General features: G+C 68.4%; 17 protein-coding genes and 1 tRNA gene. 9 read left to right on the top strand and 9 right to left on the bottom strand.

The genetic code is table 11. The features are described from left to right. Nucleotides 1-116 precede the first annotated feature (116 nt). Nucleotides 117-1,706: an L-lactate permease gene (locus tag ACIQF0_RS17075; protein ID WP_401030431.1), complete on the top strand. Its 1,590-nt coding sequence runs from the start codon at nt 117-119 to the stop codon at nt 1,704-1,706. Here ACIQF0_RS17075 and ACIQF0_RS17070 read toward each other — a convergent pair. Further along, nucleotides 1,703-3,049 (bottom strand): hypothetical protein, encoded by a 1,347-nt coding sequence (locus ACIQF0_RS17070; RefSeq protein WP_401030430.1) that lies wholly within the window; start codon nt 3,047-3,049, stop codon nt 1,703-1,705. The two genes, ACIQF0_RS17075 and ACIQF0_RS17070, sit on opposite strands and share 4 nt — an antisense overlap. Before the next feature lie 108 nt (nt 3,050-3,157). Between ACIQF0_RS17070 and ACIQF0_RS17065 the strand changes: the two genes are divergently transcribed. Further along, nucleotides 3,158-3,231 (top strand) — tRNA-Thr (locus ACIQF0_RS17065). Nucleotides 3,232-3,380: 149 nt separating this feature from the next. Here ACIQF0_RS17065 and ACIQF0_RS17060 read toward each other — a convergent pair. After that, nucleotides 3,381-4,040 (bottom strand): HNH endonuclease family protein, encoded by a 660-nt coding sequence (locus ACIQF0_RS17060; RefSeq protein WP_401030428.1) that lies wholly within the window; start codon nt 4,038-4,040, stop codon nt 3,381-3,383. 50 nt (nt 4,041-4,090) lie between these two features. Then, nucleotides 4,091-5,362 carry a C4-dicarboxylate transporter DctA gene (gene dctA / locus ACIQF0_RS17055; RefSeq protein ID WP_401030426.1) on the bottom strand — a complete coding sequence of 424 codons (1,272 nt, stop codon included), beginning with the start codon at nt 5,360-5,362 and terminating at the stop codon, nt 4,091-4,093. A gap of 85 nt (nt 5,363-5,447) precedes the next feature. Here dctA and ACIQF0_RS17050 point away from each other — a divergent pair, with 85 nt between their 5' ends. Next, a complete protein-coding gene (locus ACIQF0_RS17050) occupies nt 5,448-6,266 on the top strand; it encodes an endo alpha-1,4 polygalactosaminidase (protein ID WP_360045775.1) in 819 nt (272 codons plus the stop codon). On the opposite strand, the gene ACIQF0_RS17045 is transcribed toward ACIQF0_RS17050, so the two are convergent. Together ACIQF0_RS17045 and ACIQF0_RS17040 are read right to left on the bottom strand one after the other, a co-directional pair. Next, complete coding sequence (locus tag ACIQF0_RS17045; RefSeq protein ID WP_401030424.1) at nt 6,239-6,979, bottom strand: SRPBCC domain-containing protein; 741 nt, start codon at nt 6,977-6,979, stop codon at nt 6,239-6,241. The two genes, ACIQF0_RS17050 and ACIQF0_RS17045, sit on opposite strands and share 28 nt — an antisense overlap. Further along, the gene (locus tag ACIQF0_RS17040; RefSeq protein WP_360045771.1) at nt 6,976-7,575 is read right to left on the bottom strand and encodes a helix-turn-helix domain-containing protein; all 600 of its coding nucleotides are present in this window, start codon (nt 7,573-7,575) and stop codon (nt 6,976-6,978) included. The genes ACIQF0_RS17045 and ACIQF0_RS17040 overlap by 4 nt, the downstream gene beginning before the upstream one ends. 144 nt (nt 7,576-7,719) lie before the next feature. Between ACIQF0_RS17040 and ACIQF0_RS17035 the strand changes: the two genes are divergently transcribed. Then, complete coding sequence (locus tag ACIQF0_RS17035) at nt 7,720-7,893, top strand: hypothetical protein (protein ID WP_360045769.1); 174 nt, start codon at nt 7,720-7,722, stop codon at nt 7,891-7,893. Here the strand turns inward: ACIQF0_RS17035 and ACIQF0_RS17030 are convergent. The 3 genes from ACIQF0_RS17030 to ACIQF0_RS17020 all read right to left on the bottom strand — a co-directional run bounded on the left by ACIQF0_RS17030 (nt 7,875) and on the right by ACIQF0_RS17020 (nt 10,128). Then, nucleotides 7,875-8,837, bottom strand: coding sequence for a TIGR03617 family F420-dependent LLM class oxidoreductase (locus tag ACIQF0_RS17030; protein WP_401030421.1), 963 nt, complete (start codon nt 8,835-8,837; stop codon nt 7,875-7,877). The genes ACIQF0_RS17035 and ACIQF0_RS17030 overlap by 19 nt on opposite strands. 18 nt (nt 8,838-8,855) lie before the next feature. Then, nucleotides 8,856-9,557: an excalibur calcium-binding domain-containing protein gene (locus ACIQF0_RS17025; RefSeq protein WP_401030420.1), complete on the bottom strand. Its 702-nt coding sequence runs from the start codon at nt 9,555-9,557 to the stop codon at nt 8,856-8,858. Nucleotides 9,558-9,675: 118 nt separating this feature from the next. Then, nucleotides 9,676-10,128 carry a DUF4442 domain-containing protein gene (locus tag ACIQF0_RS17020; RefSeq protein WP_401030418.1) on the bottom strand — a complete coding sequence of 151 codons (453 nt, stop codon included), beginning with the start codon at nt 10,126-10,128 and terminating at the stop codon, nt 9,676-9,678. Between the two features lie 174 nt (nt 10,129-10,302). On the opposite strand from ACIQF0_RS17020, the gene ACIQF0_RS17015 reads away from it, so the two are divergent. Beyond that, a complete protein-coding gene (locus tag ACIQF0_RS17015; RefSeq protein WP_360045761.1) occupies nt 10,303-10,824 on the top strand; it encodes a MarR family transcriptional regulator in 522 nt (173 codons plus the stop codon). 2 nt (nt 10,825-10,826) lie between these two features. Beyond that, a complete protein-coding gene (locus tag ACIQF0_RS17010) occupies nt 10,827-12,467 on the top strand; it encodes an MDR family MFS transporter (protein ID WP_396425745.1) in 1,641 nt (546 codons plus the stop codon). Between the two features lie 57 nt (nt 12,468-12,524). Here ACIQF0_RS17010 and ACIQF0_RS17005 read toward each other — a convergent pair whose 3' ends face one another. After that, entirely contained in the window at nt 12,525-13,031 is a 507-nt protein-coding gene (locus ACIQF0_RS17005) for an inorganic diphosphatase (RefSeq protein WP_090070060.1), read from the bottom strand. A 124-nt stretch (nt 13,032-13,155) separates the two neighbouring features. Here ACIQF0_RS17005 and dacB point away from each other — a divergent pair, with 124 nt between their 5' ends. Genes dacB through tilS form a run of 3 tightly spaced genes read left to right on the top strand, consistent with a single transcriptional unit; the run spans nt 13,156 to nt 17,205 of the window. Beyond that, entirely contained in the window at nt 13,156-15,225 is a 2,070-nt protein-coding gene (gene dacB / locus ACIQF0_RS17000; protein ID WP_401030415.1) for a D-alanyl-D-alanine carboxypeptidase/D-alanyl-D-alanine-endopeptidase, read from the top strand. 28 nt (nt 15,226-15,253) lie between these two features. Then, entirely contained in the window at nt 15,254-16,297 is a 1,044-nt protein-coding gene (locus tag ACIQF0_RS16995; RefSeq protein WP_401030414.1) for a zinc-dependent metalloprotease, read from the top strand. Next, nucleotides 16,294-17,205, top strand: coding sequence for a tRNA lysidine(34) synthetase TilS (tilS, locus tag ACIQF0_RS16990; protein ID WP_401030412.1), 912 nt, complete (start codon nt 16,294-16,296; stop codon nt 17,203-17,205). The genes ACIQF0_RS16995 and tilS overlap by 4 nt, the downstream gene beginning before the upstream one ends. The last annotated feature ends 1 nt before the right edge of the window (nt 17,206 follow it).

The following is a 17,206-nucleotide window of genomic DNA, read 5'->3' as shown; positions in this document are numbered from 1 at the left end:
GGGGCGGCGGAGTGACACGATGTCCGCCGACCATGGAACTACGTTCCGTGGAACGGAACAAGCCCATCGCCTCCCCGCCGCCGGAGACGCGTTCAGGCATATGAAAGGCGGCCTTGGTGTACCAGCAGAACCCGAATCCGACGGGCTCGCTGTTTCTGTCGGCTTTGCTCGCGCTGATCCCTCTCGTCGCAGTGTTGGTGCTGCTCGGAGGGCTCAAGTGGAAGGCTCACTGGGCGGGACTGACCGCCCTCGCGCTCGCGATCGGCGTCGCGCTCTTCGGCTACTCGATGCCGCTGGGCCAGGCGCTCAACTCGGCGGCGTTCGGCGCGGCGACCAGCGTGCTCGTGGTCCTGTGGATCACGTTCAACGCCATCTGGATCTACAACCTGACCGTCCACAGCGGACACTTCAACGTGCTGCGGCGGTCGTTCAGCTCGATCTCCGACGACCAGCGCGTGCAGGCGATCGTCATCGCGTTCTCGTTCGGCGCGCTGCTCGAAGCCCTGGCGGGCGGCGGTGGTCCCGTCGCGATCTGCTCGGTCATGTTGATCGCGCTGGGCGTCGACCCGATGAAGGCGGTGGCGCTCGCGTTGATCGCGGACACCGCGCCGGTGGCGTTCGGCGGCATGGGCAACCCGATCACGGTGCTGAACACGGTCACCGGGCTGCCGGCGGACACGTTCGGCGCGATGACCGGCCGGCAGGTGCCGATCCTGGCGATGCTCGTGCCGTTCGTGCTGGTCTTCGTGGTGGACGGCAAGCGCGGCATCAAGCAGGCGTGGCCGGCCGCCCTGGTCGCGGGTGGCTCGTTCGCGGTCACGCAGTACCTGGTGTCGAACTTCTGGTCCTACAAGCTGTGCGACATCATCGCGGCCGTCGTCTCGGTGCTCGCGCTGATCGCGCTGGTGCGGGTCTGGCAGCCGGAACGCTCGATCCCGCCGGTCATCGCCGGTGGTGCGGTGGCCGACACACGACGTGACGTGATCATGGCGTTCAGCCCGTACGCGATCATCGTGGCGATCTTCTCGGTGGCGCAGATCGTGCCGGTGAAGAAGTTCCTTGACTCGCTGACCTACAAGTTCGCGTGGCCGGGCATGCACCTCGTCGCGCCGAACGGCAAGCCGATCAAGGTCGAGTACGCGCTGAACTGGGCGTCCGCGACGGGTTCGCTGCTGTTCGTGTCCGGCCTGATCACGTTGGTGCTGCTGGGCATCAGCGCACGCAAGGGCGTGGAGATCTACGGCCGGACGATCAAGCAGTTCAGCTGGGCGATCGTGGCGATCCTCGCGGTGTTCTCGCTGTCGTACGTCATGAACTACTCGGGCCAGATCACGACTCTGGGCCTCTGGCTCGCGGGGACCGGCGCGTTCTTCGCATTCCTGTCGCCGGTCGTCGGCTGGTTCGGCGTCGCGATCACCGGCACGGACGCGGGTTCCAACGCGCTGTTCGGCGGCCTTCAGGTCACCGCCGCACAGCAACTCGGCGCGTCACCGTTCCTGTTCGGCGCCTCGAACAGCTCCGGCGGCGTGATGGCGAAGATGATCTCGCCGCAGAACCTCGCCATCGGCACGGCCGCCGCGGGTCTGGTCGGCCGTGAGGGAGACCTGTTCCGCAAGGTCTTCGGCTGGAGTCTGGTGTTGCTGCTGGCGATGTGCGTCATCGCCTATCTGCAGTCGACGCCCGTGCTCGGCTGGATGGTGCCCTAGCTCGACCTGCGCCGGGCAGGCAGCGCGGCGAAGATCACCACGCCGGCGAGCAGCAGCGCCGTGCCGGTCCAGAACAGCGGGATCGAGTTGTACGCGGCGTTCGTGTAGGCCAGCGGCGGTGCCCCCTTGGGTGGCGCCGCTGGCGCGCCGGGCTGCTGCGGCACGGTCGTCTGCGGCGGCTGCGAGGTCCCGCAGATCACGCCACCCTGCGGCGCCGCGGCCCGCACGATCTGCTCGCCCAGCGAGATCTGCGCGAGCGCCGTCGGCAGGTTCGGCAGCTTCAGCTTGTCCGTCGGCAGCACCTGGACGTCGAGCATCCGCGCGGTGGCCCCGAGCTGGAACCCGCTGAACCCGTTGCCGGTGAAGGCCGCCTTCTTCTCGTTGAGCCCGGCGATCTGGAGCTTGATCACGACCAGGTCCAGCAGCAACGGGATGTCGAGGGTCGGGTGCGCGGCGTCGAGCGTGCCGAGCTCCTTGCCGTTCTGACTGACCTTCAGCACCGGCGCGGTGTACGTGATCGTCGAGGTCTTCTCGTCGCCGGTCGCCGTGGCCGTGAGCGTCGGCGGGGTCGCGACGTCGATCTTGATGCCACCCGCCAGCTCCACGCTGACCGCGCGCATCGTCGACGTCGACTCGACGGCCTTGTTCCTGCTGCCCGGCAGGTCGACGAGCTTGACCACCGAGCTCGCCTCGAACGCGTCTTGGATGCTGATCAGACTGGTCTTCACCGGCAGCGGCACCTCGGCCGGCAACGCGCTCAGGACCTCGAGGCCCGCCAGCGACGTCTTGGCCGTGGCCAGCGGACTGACGCACGGCCCGACCTTCTCGTCCCACCGCGCGTGCACGCTGCCGTTGAGCAGCTTGAGCTTCGCGAGCGGCGTCTCCGGAATCGGCAGCCCACCGTTCGTCGGCTGCGGGTTGTCCGGAATCGCCGTCTGCACCAGCGTCCCCGGCGACTGCGGCGACCGCCCGGCCACCGCGAACCCGAACGGATTGGCCTGCGTCACCACCCGCTCGGTGCTCAGGAACGCCTCGGTGTTGACCTGCGCACTCGCGAGCCCCAGCCCGAACTCGGTCACCGACTGCTTCGGCAACTGCTCGCCCAGCCCGGGCAGGATCGTGTTCGTCGGCACCCCCTGCGGCCCGAGCCGGACCACGCTCAGCCCGGTCCCGGCATCCCCGACGGCGTGCGCGAGCGGCTGCGGCCCGTTCGGTGCCGACGCCGGCGGCTGGTTCGGATCGCGCGGTCCCGGCACCGGAGTGGTCGGCGGCTGCGCGAGCGCGGGAGCCGCGACCAGCGCTAGCAACAACCCGGCCAGCGGCACGGACAACGAACGGCGCATGAACCACTCCTCGACGGTGGGGAGGTGGTGACGTCAGTCACGGTCCGTACAACGATGCCGACCCCCGTGAGTAACGCGCTTGCGGGTCGGTTATAGTTATCGCGTCTCGCCGCCTTAGCTCAGTCGGCCAGAGCAGCTCACTCGTAATGAGCAGGTCATCGGTTCGATTCCGATAGGCGGCTCGGTGAGATAAGACCCAGGTCAGGCTTCCTGACCTGGGTCTTTCTTTATGTCGTGCGGCGCAGGTCAGCGCACGAGTTCGCGACCGGGCGCTGGTAAGCCCGATCGCTTTGTGCTCGTGCGACTGAACACGTTCTTCCTCGCGACCTCGTCAACCGCAGGTCGTGAGTGCGCGCTCCAGTGCCGAACGTTCCGCCGCCGCCACGCTCAGCCCGTAGGCCGCCTTCACCGTCACGTAGATCCGCCCGTACGAACACGCGTACCCGGCGTTGGGCGGCATCCACTCGTCGGGCGTCTTGTCGCTCTTCGACTGGTTGACCTTGCCCGAGACCGCCACGAGGTTGCGCAGGTCGTTGGCCGCGGCCAGGCGCTGTTCGGGAGCCCAGGCCGAGGCGCCGCTGCGCCACATCTCCGCCAGCGGCACCACGTGGTCGATCTGGATCTTCGACGTACCGCTGATCCGCGTGCCCGTGTACGGGTCGTCGAGGTTGCCCGCCTGGACGCCGCAGCGGCCCGGCTTGCGCTCGACCTCGGTCAGGTCGCGGGCCAGGACCTGGCTGCGCTGGTCGCAGCCGTCGCCGTCGGTGTCGAACCAGGGCTGGCCGAACACGCACGCCTTGCCGTCCGAGCAGTCGCGCACGTACCCGTCCATCCGGCCCGGTACGGCCACGGGCAGGGCCGCGAGCGTCGTGCGCGCTGTGGCGGCGTCGAGGGTGCCCGTCGGTACCCGGTCCACCTGAGGTCCTGGGGTGGACGCCAGGGGAATGGCGGAACAGCCGGTCAGCAGGATGATCAGCAATAGCCACCGCATGGGTACGGCATACCCGCCGGGACGGGCTTGATGGCCGCCCAACGGCGTAACTAGTGTTCGGCCTCCACGAGGTCGGGTTCGCGCGAGCCGAGCGTCGACCGCATCTGGTCGAGATCGAGCATGCCTTCCCAGCGGGACACCACGAACGTCGCCACGCAGTTGCCCAGCAGGTTCGTGAAGACGCGCATGGAGTCCATGATCCGGTCGGCGCCGAGCAGCAACGCCACTGCGGCAGCGGGGATCGAGCCGACCGCGGCGACGGTGGCGGACAGGGCCAGGAACGCGGAACCCGGCACGCCCGCCATGCCCTTGGAGGTCAGCACGAGCACCAGCACGATCGTCAGCTGGTCGCCGAGGTCCAGCGGGATGTTCAGTGCCTGCGCCAGGAACAGCGTCGCCAGCGACAGGTAGATCGAGGCGCCGTCGAGGTTGAACGAGTACCCGGTCGGCAGCACCAGGCCGACGGACGTGGGTGCGCAGCCGGCGCGTTGCAGCTTCACCATCATCCGCGGCAGCACGGCTTCCGACGACGCGGTGCCGAGCGCCAGCAGGAACTCCTCCTTGGTGTAGCGCAGGAACTGCAGGAGGTTGACCCGTGCGAACACCCACGCGATCACGCCGAGCAGGGCGCAGAAGAGCAGGGCCGCGCCGTAGGACGCCAGGATCAGCCACACGTACGTGCGCAGCGACCCCAGGCCGTACTGCCCGACCAGGAACGCCATCGCGCCGAACGCACCGAGCGGCGCCAGTTTCATGATGTAGCCGAGCACCGCGAAGAACGCCAGGTTGATGCGCTCCAACAGGTCCACGACGGGTTTGCCGCGCTCGCCGAGCTGGGCCAGCGCGCAGCCGAACAGCACCGCGAACAGCAGCACCTGAAGCAACGCGTTGCGCGCCAGCGCGTCCACCACACTGGAAGGGATGAGGTCGAGCAGGAACTGGACGACGCCGGGGAGGTGGCCGCCCTGCGTCTTCGCCTCCACGGCGGAGGCGTCCAATGTGGACGGATCGACGTTCATGCCGTCGCCGGGTCGCACGACGTTGCCGACGAGCAGGCCGAACGCGAGTGCGGCCGTCGACACGACCTCGAAGTAGATCAGCGCTTTCAACCCGATCCGGCCGACCGCGCGCAGGTCCCCGACCTTCGCGATGCCCGTCGCCACCACGCAGAAGATCAGTGGTGCGATCACCATCTTGATCAGCTTGATGAAGCCGTCCCCGATCGGCTTCAGGTCGGCGCCGAACGAGCGGAAGAAGTGACCGACCAGCACACCGGCGACCACGGCCACGAGGAGCTGCAGGAAGAGCGACCGACTTTTCACCTGACGGAAGCTAAATCTCATTTATGAGCAATGGAGTGCTGTGCTGTTACGCCTGCGCTACCCCGTGAGTGACACACTCCCGCGCATGAAAACCGCCGCGGTGGTGGCCGCCCTGCTCCTGCTGGTCACCTCCTGCTCGGACGAGCCCGACCTGCCGCCGCGGGAGATGCCGCCCGCCGGTGGGCAGCTCGACTACCAGCTCGGCGGCGCCTACCAGCCCGATGTGCCGGTCAAGATCGTCGTGCGGGACCGCAGCAAGATCATCGACGGCCGGCGCTACAACATCTGCTACCTCAACGCCCTGCAGACGCAGCCGAACGAGGCCGAGGGCGGGCTGGACTGGTGGCGGAAGAACCACGACGACCTGCTCGTGAAGAAGCCGGGCGGTGAGGTCGCGATCGACCCGGAGTGGCAGGAGGGCATCCTCGACATCTCCAACGGCGACAAGAGAAACAGGATCCTGGAGATCCAGAAGAAGTGGATCAAGGACTGCAAGACGTCCATGTTCAAGGGCGTCGAGCCGGACAACCTCGACTCCTACACGCGCGCCGAGGGGGCGTTCGATCTCAACGCCACCAAGGAGTTCATGAAGGCGTTCGTCAAATACGCACATGAACAGGGCCTTGCCGTCGCGCAGAAGAACACCGCCGAACTGGGCACCGCGGGCAAGAAGGAGATCGGCTTCGACTTCGCCATCACCGAGGACTGCCAGGCGCGCGACGAGTGCGGCTCCTACGCCGAGGCGTTCGGCAACGACTTCTTCCAGATCGAGTACACCGACGAGGGGTTCAAGAAGTCCTGCACCGACCGCGGCGGACGGGTCTCGGTGATCCGCCGCGACCGGAACGTGGTGCCGTACGGGCACGAGGACTACGTCTACGAGGTCTGCCCGCCCACGGTCTGAGTCAGGAAGGCCTGCCACTTCTCGGCCTGCCCGGTCGCGTCGCCGAAGACGTGGTGACCGAAAGCGCTGGTGCCGTGGAACCGGTAGATGCCCTCAGGGCCGCGCACGCCGAGGAAGTTGTGCAGGTCGTGACGGACGACATAGTCCACGACCCCGTTGATGCCGAACGGTTCGAGGGTGACCTCGTCGCCGACCTCGGCATCTGAGGGGACGCCGAGGGCCTTGAGCAGCACCGGCCAGTTGTCGGCGCCTTCCGGCTGCTCCGGCCACTGGGCGAACACGTAGGTACCCGGCCTGCCGGCGAAGTGCTTGACGTACTCGGCCATCGTGAACAGGTACATGTCCCAGCCCTTCGACTGCTGGTCGACGAACTCGTCGCCCCAGCCGTCGGCGAGGATGCCGGTGTGCACGAACCGCAGCACCGTCGTGCCCTGGTCGCGGCCCTCGATCAGGTACTCCATCGCGTGGAACGTGCCGTCCTCGCCCTTGTCGCTCTCGTAGGCGAGGCGCTTTCCGGGTTCCCACGAGGTGATCGTCGAGGACTCCTGGAAGAAACCCAGGTCGAGCGTCATGCGGCCGCCCACGCGTCCGTCGACGGTGTGCGGGCCCATGAACCACGAGTCGATGCCCGGTCCGGTCGCGATGGCGTCCCAGACCTGCTCGGGGGTCCCGTCGACCTCGACTTCCTTGCTGATCTCGAACTCGTGGGTCACGACTCTTCCTCCTTGGACGCGATCACACTCGGGTGCAGGGCGACGACGACTCGGTGCGGACGCCCTCCTTCTGCCTGTTCGTCGTGGTACTTGGCGACCAGCTGCGTCATGAAGCCGGCGAGCTCCTCGGCGAACGCCGCGCGGTCCGCCGCGGTGGCGAACCGGACCTCGCCGTCCAGCGCGAAGGTCGCGAGCCGCTTCTTCGCCCTGGTGGACCCCGTGATCAACGTGCCGACGTCGCGCACCAGCCTCGCCGAGACGGCCAGCAGCCACCGCGCGGACAAGCGGTCGGGCGACCGCGCCGGGTCGGGCTGCACGGCCGCGAGCGCCGTCGGGGAGATGACGTAGGACGCGGCGGTCGCCTGCATGAGGCGCTCGTTCACGTTGCCCTTGCGCCGTTCCTCGACGAGCTCCACCAGGCCGTGCTGCTCCAGCGTGCGCAGGTGGTAGTTCACCTTCTGCCTGGGCAGGCCGACCTTCGCGGCGAGCATCGTCGCCGATCCTGGCTCCACCAGCTCCGCGAGCAGCCTCGCCCGCACCGGGTCCAGCGACACCTCGGCCGCGGAAGGGTCCTCGATCACCGCCACATCGAACATGGCCTCAGCGTCACACCGAAAACAAAATTAGTCAAGAACTGAGTTGCTGTCGGTAACTTTGCTCCACCTGGGTGGCGTTCGAGCCGGTACCGTAAGCGACGTCTCGATTGGTCGTTGCTTGTTCGCAACCCCTGAGGAGACGACATGATGATGATGCTGGCCCTGACCCTGCTGGCACTCCCGTTCGCCCTGACCGCGGCCAACGTCGGAAGACGTCGCTGGATCCGCAAGAGGGGCGTCGCGAGAGTGCGCGCCGAGCTCCGCGGTTTCCACGCCGAGCTGGCACGCCAGGGGCTCAGTCACTTCTCGGGGCGCTGAAGCACGTCCCCTGACGGTGAGATCCGCGTGACGACGTCGCCGTAGCGAGCCAGAAGCGCGTCCGTGACGGTCTCAGAGGAGCCCAGGACGCAGAACTCGTTCAGCACCTCGTCCGTGATCAGCTCGCTCATCTCCGCCCACTGCTGCCGCCGCGACATGCGGTGCAGCTCCTCGTGCAGCGAGCCCCAGCCGTGCAGGTCCAGCACCGGCTTGTACGCGGGCGTCGACCCGTAGAACGCGATCTGCCGCTTGACGTCCGCGATCTCCTCGTCGTTGGTCGCGGCGAACACCGGGCCACTGATCTCGAAGCCCTCCAGCGTCTTTCCCGCCTTCGCCCGGCCGCGCTCCAACGCGGGCAGCGTCACCTCGCGCAGGTACCGCTCGGTCGTGAAGTTGTGGCACAGGAAGCCGTCCGCGACCTCGCCCGCGACCTCGGTCATCAGTCCGCCGACGCCCGCGAGGTAGATCGGCGCGGTGCCGTGCGGGTTCGGGCCCGGATCGAAGAACGGCGTCATCAGCGTGTGCTTGTAGAACTCGCCGCGGAACGCCAGCCGTTCGCCGGTCTCCCAGGCGTGCCAGATCGCGCGGATGGCGAGGACGAACTCGCGCATGCGTGCGGCCGGCTTGCTCCACGGCATCGCGAACCGCTTGGTGATGTGCGCCTCGACCTGCGAGCCCAGCCCGAGGTTGAACCGGCCTGCCGACAGCAGCCGCAGGTCGTTCGCCGTGGTCGCGACGGTCATCGGGTTGCGCGCGAACGCCACCGCGATCGCCGTGCCGAGCTCGATCCGCTCGGTCGCCGCGGCGGCACCGGCCAGCGCGAGGAACGGGTCGTGCTTGGTCTCGGCGAGCCAGAACCCGTCGTAGCCCCGGTCCTCCGCCCGCTTCGCGATCGCCCCGGCCTCGCCTGGGGTGTAGTCGACGGCACTGCTGTCCAGCTTCATGGAGCTGAGGTTATTGGGTCACCGGTATCCGTACCGGGACTCGCAGGCGACGCCGTTGCGGTTGTCGTCGAGCTCGACGCGGTAGCCCGGCTGGCCCCAGTAGAGCGGCGCCTTGCCGGCCCTGCGCACGTCGTCGCAGGTCGCGAAGAAGACGGGGGCCGGTGGCTTCGGCGTCGTGGTCGTGACCTTCGGCTTGGTGGTCGTCACGGGTGGCGGCGGGGGAGGAGGCGGAGCAGACGAGGTCTCCAGGGCGTCCTTGCCACCGCACGGCGTTCCCCACAGGCCCATCGGAACGCGCTGCGCGGCGCCTTCGGCTTCCTTCTGCCCTGGCGTCGGGGTGCCCGCGCTGCGGCCGGCGCCGTTGCCCAGTGCGAGCAACGCGTAGTCCGTGCCGTCGGCGAGGGTCAGCGCGCCCGTGGTCTTGTCGTAGCGCACCTGCTGGCCCAGCAGCATCGCCTTGGCGAAGCCGGCGGCGGCCTCAGCCCAGCACGGTCCTGGCTGGGCGAGGCCCGTGACCTCGGCCTTCGAGCCGTCGGAGAGCATCACGGCACGGCCGTCGACGATCGACGCCACGCTGATGCCCAGCTGGGCAGGTGGGACCGTGGCCGATGACGCGGTCACCGGCGTGTCCTCGGCCGGTTTCTCCACGGCGACAGGCCTCGACTGCTGCACCTGCGCCGCGCATCCCGCGGTCAGTGCGACCAGCAAGACTCCGCCCACAGTTCTCCACCCCGACATAACTCCAGATAGTGCCCTCGGGACGGAGAGTGGCCAAGGTTACGTATTTCGACCGGATCGGTTCACCGCAGTTTCGAACTGAAATACGGAGATGCCCAGTTCAGCGTGCGGGCTTCAGCGTCCAGACGACGGTCATCTCGCCGGTGATCACGCCCTCGGCGTTGGTGATCGTGATGGTGACCGGGAATTCGGGACGGGTACCGGATTCCAGCTCGGCCAGAACCTCGTCCGCCGAACGCCCGAGAACGGCCTCGGCGCGCAGAACGCCCATCGCGATCTTCTTGTAGGAGATGTCGGCGCGGACCGCGAGCGGCGTGGCCTTGCCGAGATGCGCGGCGAACGCGGCCATCACGACGGCGCCGGACGCGGACTCGCCGAGGCCGAACATCATCGCGGCGTGCGGGCCGCCGATGTGGTTGTGCAGCGTCGGCTCGTCCGGCAGCGACGCGACGATGCGGTCGGCGGAGACCTCCTCGAACTCGATGCCCGTGGTCTTCACGTACGGCACGGCCTGCTTCAGGGCATCGGCGACGAACGACACGTCTTGGCTCATGGGAGGGATGCTACCGACGAGTAACCCACACGGCTACCCGTCGGTAACCACTACTCGCCGCGTTCGTACCACTCCACTGTGGAGTGAGACTCGGAACTCACTTGCATTTCGGTGGACCGGGATGGATGCTTGTACCGAGCAACTAGTTGGGTGATACAAGCAACGAGGTGTCAGATGGTCGATCCGGGCAGGTGCCTGGGCGCCGGCATCGATCCCGAGCACGAGCTCGCGGACCGAATCGGCATGGCGATGGTGCGCATGAACAAGATGCACGCCCAGGTCGCCCACCAGATGGCCAAGCAGGGCATGGACAAGTCCGCCTTCGTGCTCCTCGCGACTCTCTCCGGTCTCGGAGAGTGCCGCTCGAGTGCGCTCGCGGAGGCGGTGCTCTCCGACCCGTCCACGGTCAGCCGGCAGGTCGCCGGACTGGTGAAGGACGGGCTCGTCGAGAGGCGTGCTGATCCGGCTGACGGCCGGGCCAGCGTTCTCGCGGTCACCGAAGCGGGCCGCGAGCTGATCTTGAACCGACGCCGGAAGCGCAACGAGGCGATCCAGCAGGTGTTCGCGGACTGGGCCGATGAGGACCTCAAGGGTTTCGCGGACCTGTTCGAACGCTTCGTGCAGGACTACGAGCGCACGATTCCGGCGCTTTTGACCGAACGCGGGACGGGGACCCGCGCAGGAGGGGAAGACTAGAAATGTCAACGACAACCGATGCGACACCCACGCCAGGGGTCTCCCTGACGCATCGCCAGATCATGACGATCCTGTCCGGTCTGCTGCTGGGCATGTTCCTCGCGGCGCTGGACCAGATGATCGTCGCCAGCGCCATGAAGACCATCGCGGACCAGCTGCACGGACAGACGTTGCAGGCGTGGGCGACCACCGCCTACCTGATCACCGCGACCATCACGACCCCGTTGTACGGCAAGCTGTCGGACATCTACGGGCGCAAGCCGATGTACCTCGCGGCGATCTCGCTGTTCCTGGCAGGTTCGCTGCTCTCGGGCATCGCGACGTCGATGTACGAGCTCGCCGCGTTCCGCGCGGTGCAGGGTCTCGGCGCCGGCGGTCTGATGTCGCTCGCGTTCGCGATCATGGCCGACATCATCTCGCCGCGTGAGCGCAGCAAGTACTCCGCCTACTTCATGGCCGTGTTCGGTTCGGCCAGCGTGCTCGGGCCGGTCATCGGCGGCGTGTTCGCCGGTCTCACCTCGTTCCTCGGTGTCACGGGCTGGCGCTGGGTGTTCCTGGTGAACGTGCCGATCGCGCTGCTCGCGCTGTTCGTCGTCGCCCGCGTGCTGAACATCCCGCACCAGCGGGTCAACCACCGCATCGACTTCGGTGGCGCCATCGCGCTGACCGTCGGCCTCGTGCCGCTGCTGATCGTGGCCGAACAGGGCCGTGAGTGGGGCTGGGCCTCGGCGACGTCGATCGCCATGTACGTGATCGGTGTGCTGGGCCTGGTGGCGTTCGTGTGGGTCGAGAACCGCATGGGCGACGAGGCGCTGCTGCCGATCAGGATGTTCCGCAACCAGACGTTCTCGCTGGGCAACACGATCAACTTCGTGCTCGGCATCGGCATGTTCGGCGGCATGGTCTCCATCCCGCTGTACCTGCAGATCGTCAAGGGCGTCACGCCGACCGTGTCGGGCCTGATGCTGCTGCCGATGACGTTCGGCATCATGTCGGCCACCGCGATCGCGGGCAAGGTGACGTCGAAGACCGGGCGCTACAAGGTGTTCCCGATCATCGGCGCCGGTCTGATGGCGGTCGCGCTGTTCCTGCTCAGCACCATCGGCACGGACACGCCGAGCTGGCTCGTCATGGTCTTCATGTTCATCATGGGTGCCGGCCTGGGTCAGTGCATGCAGACGCTGCTGCTGGCGATCCAGAACGACGCCGAGCCGCGTGACATGGGCGTGGCGACCGCTTCGGCTACGTTCTTCCGCCAGATCGGTGGCACCGTCGGTACCGCGGTGTTCCTGTCGATCCTGTTCACCACGGTCGGCGACAAGATCGCGGAGGGCCTCAAGGCCGCGGCGCAGACCGACGCGTTCAAGATCGCTCTGGGCCAGAACCCGGAGTTCGCGAAGATGCTGCAGGGCGGTGGCGGATCCGGTGTGGACATCAACAACACCGAGTTCCTCAACGGCCTCGACCCCGTGCTGGCGAAGCCGTTCCTCGACGGGTTCTCCAGCGCGATCGACACGGTCTTCCTGACCGGCGGCATCGTGATGATCGCGGCGTTCGTCCTCGTGTGGTTCCTGCGCGAGAAGCCGCTGTCGACCAGGTCCGGCCTGGAGCGCGTGGCGGACGCGGAGTCCATCGCGGTCTAGAACCGAAAACGAAAAAGAGGGGGGTCGCTCCGAGCGGCCCCCCTCTTTCGTCGTTACCTAGTGCAGCGTTTCGCCGCGCGCCTCGGCGTCCTTCAGACGCTGGTAGGAGCGCTTGACCTCGGCCTCGGCCTCGGTGCGGCCCACCCAGCTCGCGCCCTCGACGCTCTTGCCGGGCTCCAGGTCCTTGTAGACCTCGAAGAAGTGCTGGATCTCCAGGCGGTCGAACTCCGCCAGGTGGTGGATGTCGCGCAGGTGCTCGTGGCGCGGGTCGAAGGCCGGGACGCACAGAACCTTGTCGTCGCCGCCCTTCTCGTCGGTCATGCGGAACATGCCGATCGCACGAGCGGCGATCAGGCAGCCGGGGAACGTCGGTTCCTGGACGAGGACGAGGGCGTCCAGCGGGTCGCCGTCCTCACCCAGGGTGTTCTCGATGAACCCGTAGTCGGCCGGGTACTGCGTCGACGTGAACAACGTGCGGTCGAGGCGGATGCGGCCACTCTTGTGGTCCACCTCGTACTTGTTGCGCACGCCCTTGGGGATCTCGATCAGGACGTCGAATTCCACTGGTCCTCGCTCATGTAGCCCATTCGTGATGCCCACTAGTGTGGACCACAACGCCTTGTCAACCCTCATCGGAGCGGTGGTTGGTGGGTGTGAGATTGCCCGTACCGAGCTGACGGAGGTCCACTTGCCGGACGAGCCCCAGTGGCCGACCGAGGACGACGACGCCGGGTCGGCCCCAGCCGCGTCGGAGTCGACGGTGCAGGTCAGCCGCCCGTCCGTCGACCAGCCGACGATGCGGTTCCCGCTCGCGGCGATCCTGTCGGCACCGTCCACTCAGGAGCCTCTGCGGTCGTCGCCGGTCCGTTCCGCCCCGAACGGTGTGGGGTCCGGTCATTCCCCGTCAGGTGTGCCAACGACCGGCTCCGGCGGTTCCGGCGGGCCTTCCGGAGGATCCGCCGGTGGGAAGTCTCACGCGACGATTGGTCCAGAAGTCGGCCAACCTCGGGCCACCCCGGTGCGGATCGAGCCGAAGAACGACCAGACCCGCGTCGTGCCGAGGCCGGAGCAGAAGACCACGGAGCTCTCCGTTCCGAACGCCAAGACGGCGCGCGTCGACCAGCTGCCGAACTCCGAGCCGTCGTGGTTCGACCAGAAGACCAGACCCGAACAGCCGCCAGAGCAGCGCCGGCCGCGTCCCGAGCAGACCAAGCGCGTCGACCAGCTCCAGCACCAGGAACCACCGCGTCAGGAACCGCCGCGCCAGGAGCAGCAGCGTCCGGTGCCGCCGCCTCCTCCGCCTGCTCGGAAGGAGCCGCAGCCCGTTCGCCAGGAGCTGCCGGTCACCGGTTACGAGGAGGAGCCCGAGGACCGCCTCGCCACCGACGACGAGCCCAAGAAGAGCCGCAAGTCCCTCGTCGTGGTCCTGAGCCTGCTGGTCGTCGCGGCGCTCGCCGGCGCCACCCTCTACGCGGTCAACGAGTTCGGCGGCACCAAGGCGATCGAGACCAGGCCCCCGGCCGCGCCCGCGAACGTCCAGCCGCTGGTCAAGGCCGTCACCGCGGGTGCGCCGGCACCGACCCCCGCGGGTGTGAAGCAGGCGCTCGCCGGACCGGCGGCCAACGGCGTGCTGGGCACGCTCACCGGCAGTGTCGTCGACCCCGCCAGCGGCACCGCGCTGTGGCAGCAGGGCGACACCACGCCCGCGACCCCGGCGTCGAGCCTCAAGATCCTCACGGCCGCCGCGGCGCTGCTCAGCCTCGAGAAGACCGACCAGCTGTCCACCAAGGTCGTCCAGGGCGCGGAGCCCGGCACCGTGGTGATCGTCGGCGGCGGTGACCCCACGATCTCCGGCGTGCCCGGCAAGTCGGTCTACCCCGGCGCCGCGACGCTCGACGACCTGGTCAACCAGGTCAAGGCCAAGGGCCCGGTCACCAAGGTCCAGTTCGACCTGAGCCGGTACACGGGCGAGGCGCTCGGGCCGCAGTGGGAGTCGGCGGACATCGGCGGCGGCTCGGTCGCGCCGATCGTGCCGTTCATGCTCGACGGCGGCCGGGTCGACCAGTCCAACGTCAACGGCGCGCGCACCGGCAGTCCCGGCCAGGCGGCGGCGGACGCGTTCGCGCAGCGCGTCGGGGCTCCTGGAGCCACGGCGGGCGCGGCTCCCGCGGGCGCGCCGGTGCTCGGCGAGATCAAGTCGGCGCCGATCGAGCAGCTCGTCGACAACATGATGCAGATCTCGGACAACGTCCTGACCGAGGCGATCGCGCGGGAGATCGCGATCAAGACCGGCAACGAGGCGTCGTTCGCGGGCGGGGTCAAGGCCGTCCGGGACGTGCTGACCAAGAACGGGTTCGACCTCACCACCGCGAACTTCGTGGACGGCAGCGGGTTGTCCGCGTCGAACAAGATCCCCGCCAAGCTGCTCACCGAGGTGCTCACCGCGGCGGCCAAGCCCACGCTGGACGACGCGCGCACCGCGAAGCTGCGGCCGTTGCTGACGGCGCTCCCGGTCGCGGGCGGCAGCGGCACCCTCGCCGGTCGCTACGGCGGTATCGCGGCACCGGGCAAGGGCTGGGTGCGAGCCAAGACCGGCACCCTCACCGGGGTCAACGCGCTCGCCGGCATGGTCGTCGACGTGGACGGACGGGTGCTCGTGTTCTCGTTCATGTCCGCGAGCAACCGCAACCCGGAGACCGAGGTGCGGCCCGCACTGGACGTGATGGCCGCTGCGTTGCGGGGTTGTGGCTGTTCGTAGCGGGCCGTGCGCAGGTAGCGTCGGAAGCGTGAACGGGGCGACGGAGGCAGAGCTCGGCCCGGTGGACTGGGAGCTGGCGGTCTCGACCGCCACGCGCCTCGTCCGGCCGGGACCGGTGATCGGCAAGAACGAGGCTGACCACGTCGTCGGCAGGCTTCGCGAGCTGGCGCCGCAGGCGGAGGTGCACGTCCGCGAGCTGACCGGGCTCGGTCAGGGACTGCCTCTGCTGCCGGGCGAGGTCGTGGACAGACCGGCGTGGGTCGCCGCCGCCGCACAGGGACTCGCCGCGCTGACAGCGCCCGCGATGCCACGCCAGACAGGTCCGATGGCGGGCATTCTCGCCGGGACCGCGGGCGTGCAGGCGGGTGTCGTGCTGGCGTTCCTGTCCTCACGGGTGCTCGGCCAGTACGACCCGTTCAGCCCGAACGACCAGTTGGCCGGACGCCTGTTGCTGGTCGCGCCGAACATCGTTGGCGCGCAACAGGCTCTGGACGTGCCGGACGACGACTTCCGCATGTGGGTGTGCCTGCACGAGTGCACGCACCGCCTGCAGTTCACCGGCGTGCCGTGGCTGCGCAAGTACTTCTCCGACCAGGTCACCGCGCTGTTGTCCTCAATGGACGAAGAGCGCGCGCCGCTGTCCGACGTGATCCGCGACTTCCGGCAGAAGCTGCGCGAGGGCGACGGCCCGATGGGACTGGTCGAGCTCATCCAGTCACCGCAGCAGAAGCTCGTGCTGGACCGGCTGATCGCACTGTCCACTTTGCTCGAAGGCCACGCCGACCACGTGATGGACGCGGTCGGCCCGTCGGTCGTGCCGTCCGTGTCGACGATCCGCAGCCGCTTCAGCGCGCGGCGCAAGGGCGGCGGCCTGCTCGACCGGATCCTGCGCACGCTGCTCGGCGTCGAGGCGAAGGTGCGCCAGTACGAGGAGGGCGCGGAGTTCACCTCGTACGTGGTGGAGCGGGTCGGGATGGACGGCTTCAACTCGATCTGGACGTCCGCTGCGACGTTGCCGACCCGCGCCGAGATCGCCGAGCCCATGAGCTGGCTGCGTCGCGTGTCGCCGTGAACGGACCGGTCGCGGAGATCCGTTCCGCGGTCCGCCGGTTCCTGGACGAGGTGCGGCCTGACGCGGTGACCGTCGCCGTGTCGGGTGGTGCCGACTCACTGGCGTTGGCCGCCTGCGTGGGGCGGCTGGTGCCCGGCGCGTCGGCCGTGGTCGTCGATCACCAGTTGCAACCGGGGTCGGGTGACGTTGCTTCGCGGGCGGCTCAGCAGTGCACCTCGTTCGGGCTTGTGGCTCGCGTGGAGGCTGTGCAGGTCCTCGGGCCTGGTGGTCCCGAGGCTGCGGCTCGCAACGCCCGCTACGCGGCTCTGAGGCCGTCGTCCGGTGTCGTGCTGCTCGGCCACACCCTCGACGACCAGGCCGAGACGGTGTTGCTCGGGCTGGGACGCGGGTCCGGGCCGCGGTCGATCGCCGGCATGCGTGCGTTTGACGCGCCGTGGGGGCGGCCGCTGCTCGGCGTGTCGCGGGCGACCACCCGTGCTGCCTGTGCGGAGCAGGGGATCGAGGTGTGGGAGGACCCGCACAACGTCGATCCGTCGTTCACGCGTGTGCGGCTGCGTTCTGAGGTGCTGCCGTTGCTGGAGTCCGTGCTGCAGGGCGGTGTTGCGGCGTCGTTGGCGCGCACGGCCGCCCAGCTGCGCGAGGACTGTGACGCGCTCGACGCTCTCGCGGAGGCGTTCGCCGGCGACTGCTGTGCTGTTGACGACATCTCCGAGCTGCCGGTCGCGTTGAGGCGCAGAGTGCTCAGGGCGTGGCTGATCGGCGAAGCCGTGCCTGAACTGTCCGATTCGCACCTGCGACGAGTTGACGCACTGGTGAGTGAATGGCGCGGTCAGGGCGGTGTCTGGCTACCTGGCGGCTTTGTCGTGCGGCGCGCGCATGGCAGGCTCGTTGTGGAACCACAGTCTTAAG

The sequence above is a fragment of the Lentzea sp. NPDC092896 genome, from assembly GCF_044754905.1.
Lineage (GTDB): Bacteria > Actinomycetota > Actinomycetes > Mycobacteriales > Pseudonocardiaceae > Lentzea.
The sequence above is the reverse complement of the archived record's forward strand: the minus strand, read 5'-3'. Positions and strand labels throughout refer to the sequence as shown.

Bases quoted from the DNA above. Each gene is read 5' to 3' on its own strand.
- ACIQF0_RS17070 (WP_401030430.1), bottom strand. From the start codon at position 3,049: ATGCGCCGTTCGTTGTCCGTGCCGCTGGCCGGGTTGTTGCTAGCGCTG.
- ACIQF0_RS17060 (WP_401030428.1), bottom strand. From the start codon at position 4,040: ATGCGGTGGCTATTGCTGATCATCCTGCTGACCGGCTGTTCCGCCATT.
- ACIQF0_RS17050 (WP_360045775.1), top strand. From the start codon at position 5,448: ATGAAAACCGCCGCGGTGGTGGCCGCCCTGCTCCTGCTGGTCACCTCC.
- ACIQF0_RS17040 (WP_360045771.1), bottom strand. From the start codon at position 7,575: ATGTTCGATGTGGCGGTGATCGAGGACCCTTCCGCGGCCGAGGTGTCG.
- ACIQF0_RS17035 (WP_360045769.1), top strand. From the start codon at position 7,720: ATGATGATGATGCTGGCCCTGACCCTGCTGGCACTCCCGTTCGCCCTG.
- ACIQF0_RS17030 (WP_401030421.1), bottom strand. From the start codon at position 8,837: ATGAAGCTGGACAGCAGTGCCGTCGACTACACCCCAGGCGAGGCCGGG.
- ACIQF0_RS17020 (WP_401030418.1), bottom strand. From the start codon at position 10,128: ATGAGCCAAGACGTGTCGTTCGTCGCCGATGCCCTGAAGCAGGCCGTG.
- ACIQF0_RS17015 (WP_360045761.1), top strand. From the start codon at position 10,303: ATGGTCGATCCGGGCAGGTGCCTGGGCGCCGGCATCGATCCCGAGCAC.
- ACIQF0_RS17010 (WP_396425745.1), top strand. From the start codon at position 10,827: ATGTCAACGACAACCGATGCGACACCCACGCCAGGGGTCTCCCTGACG.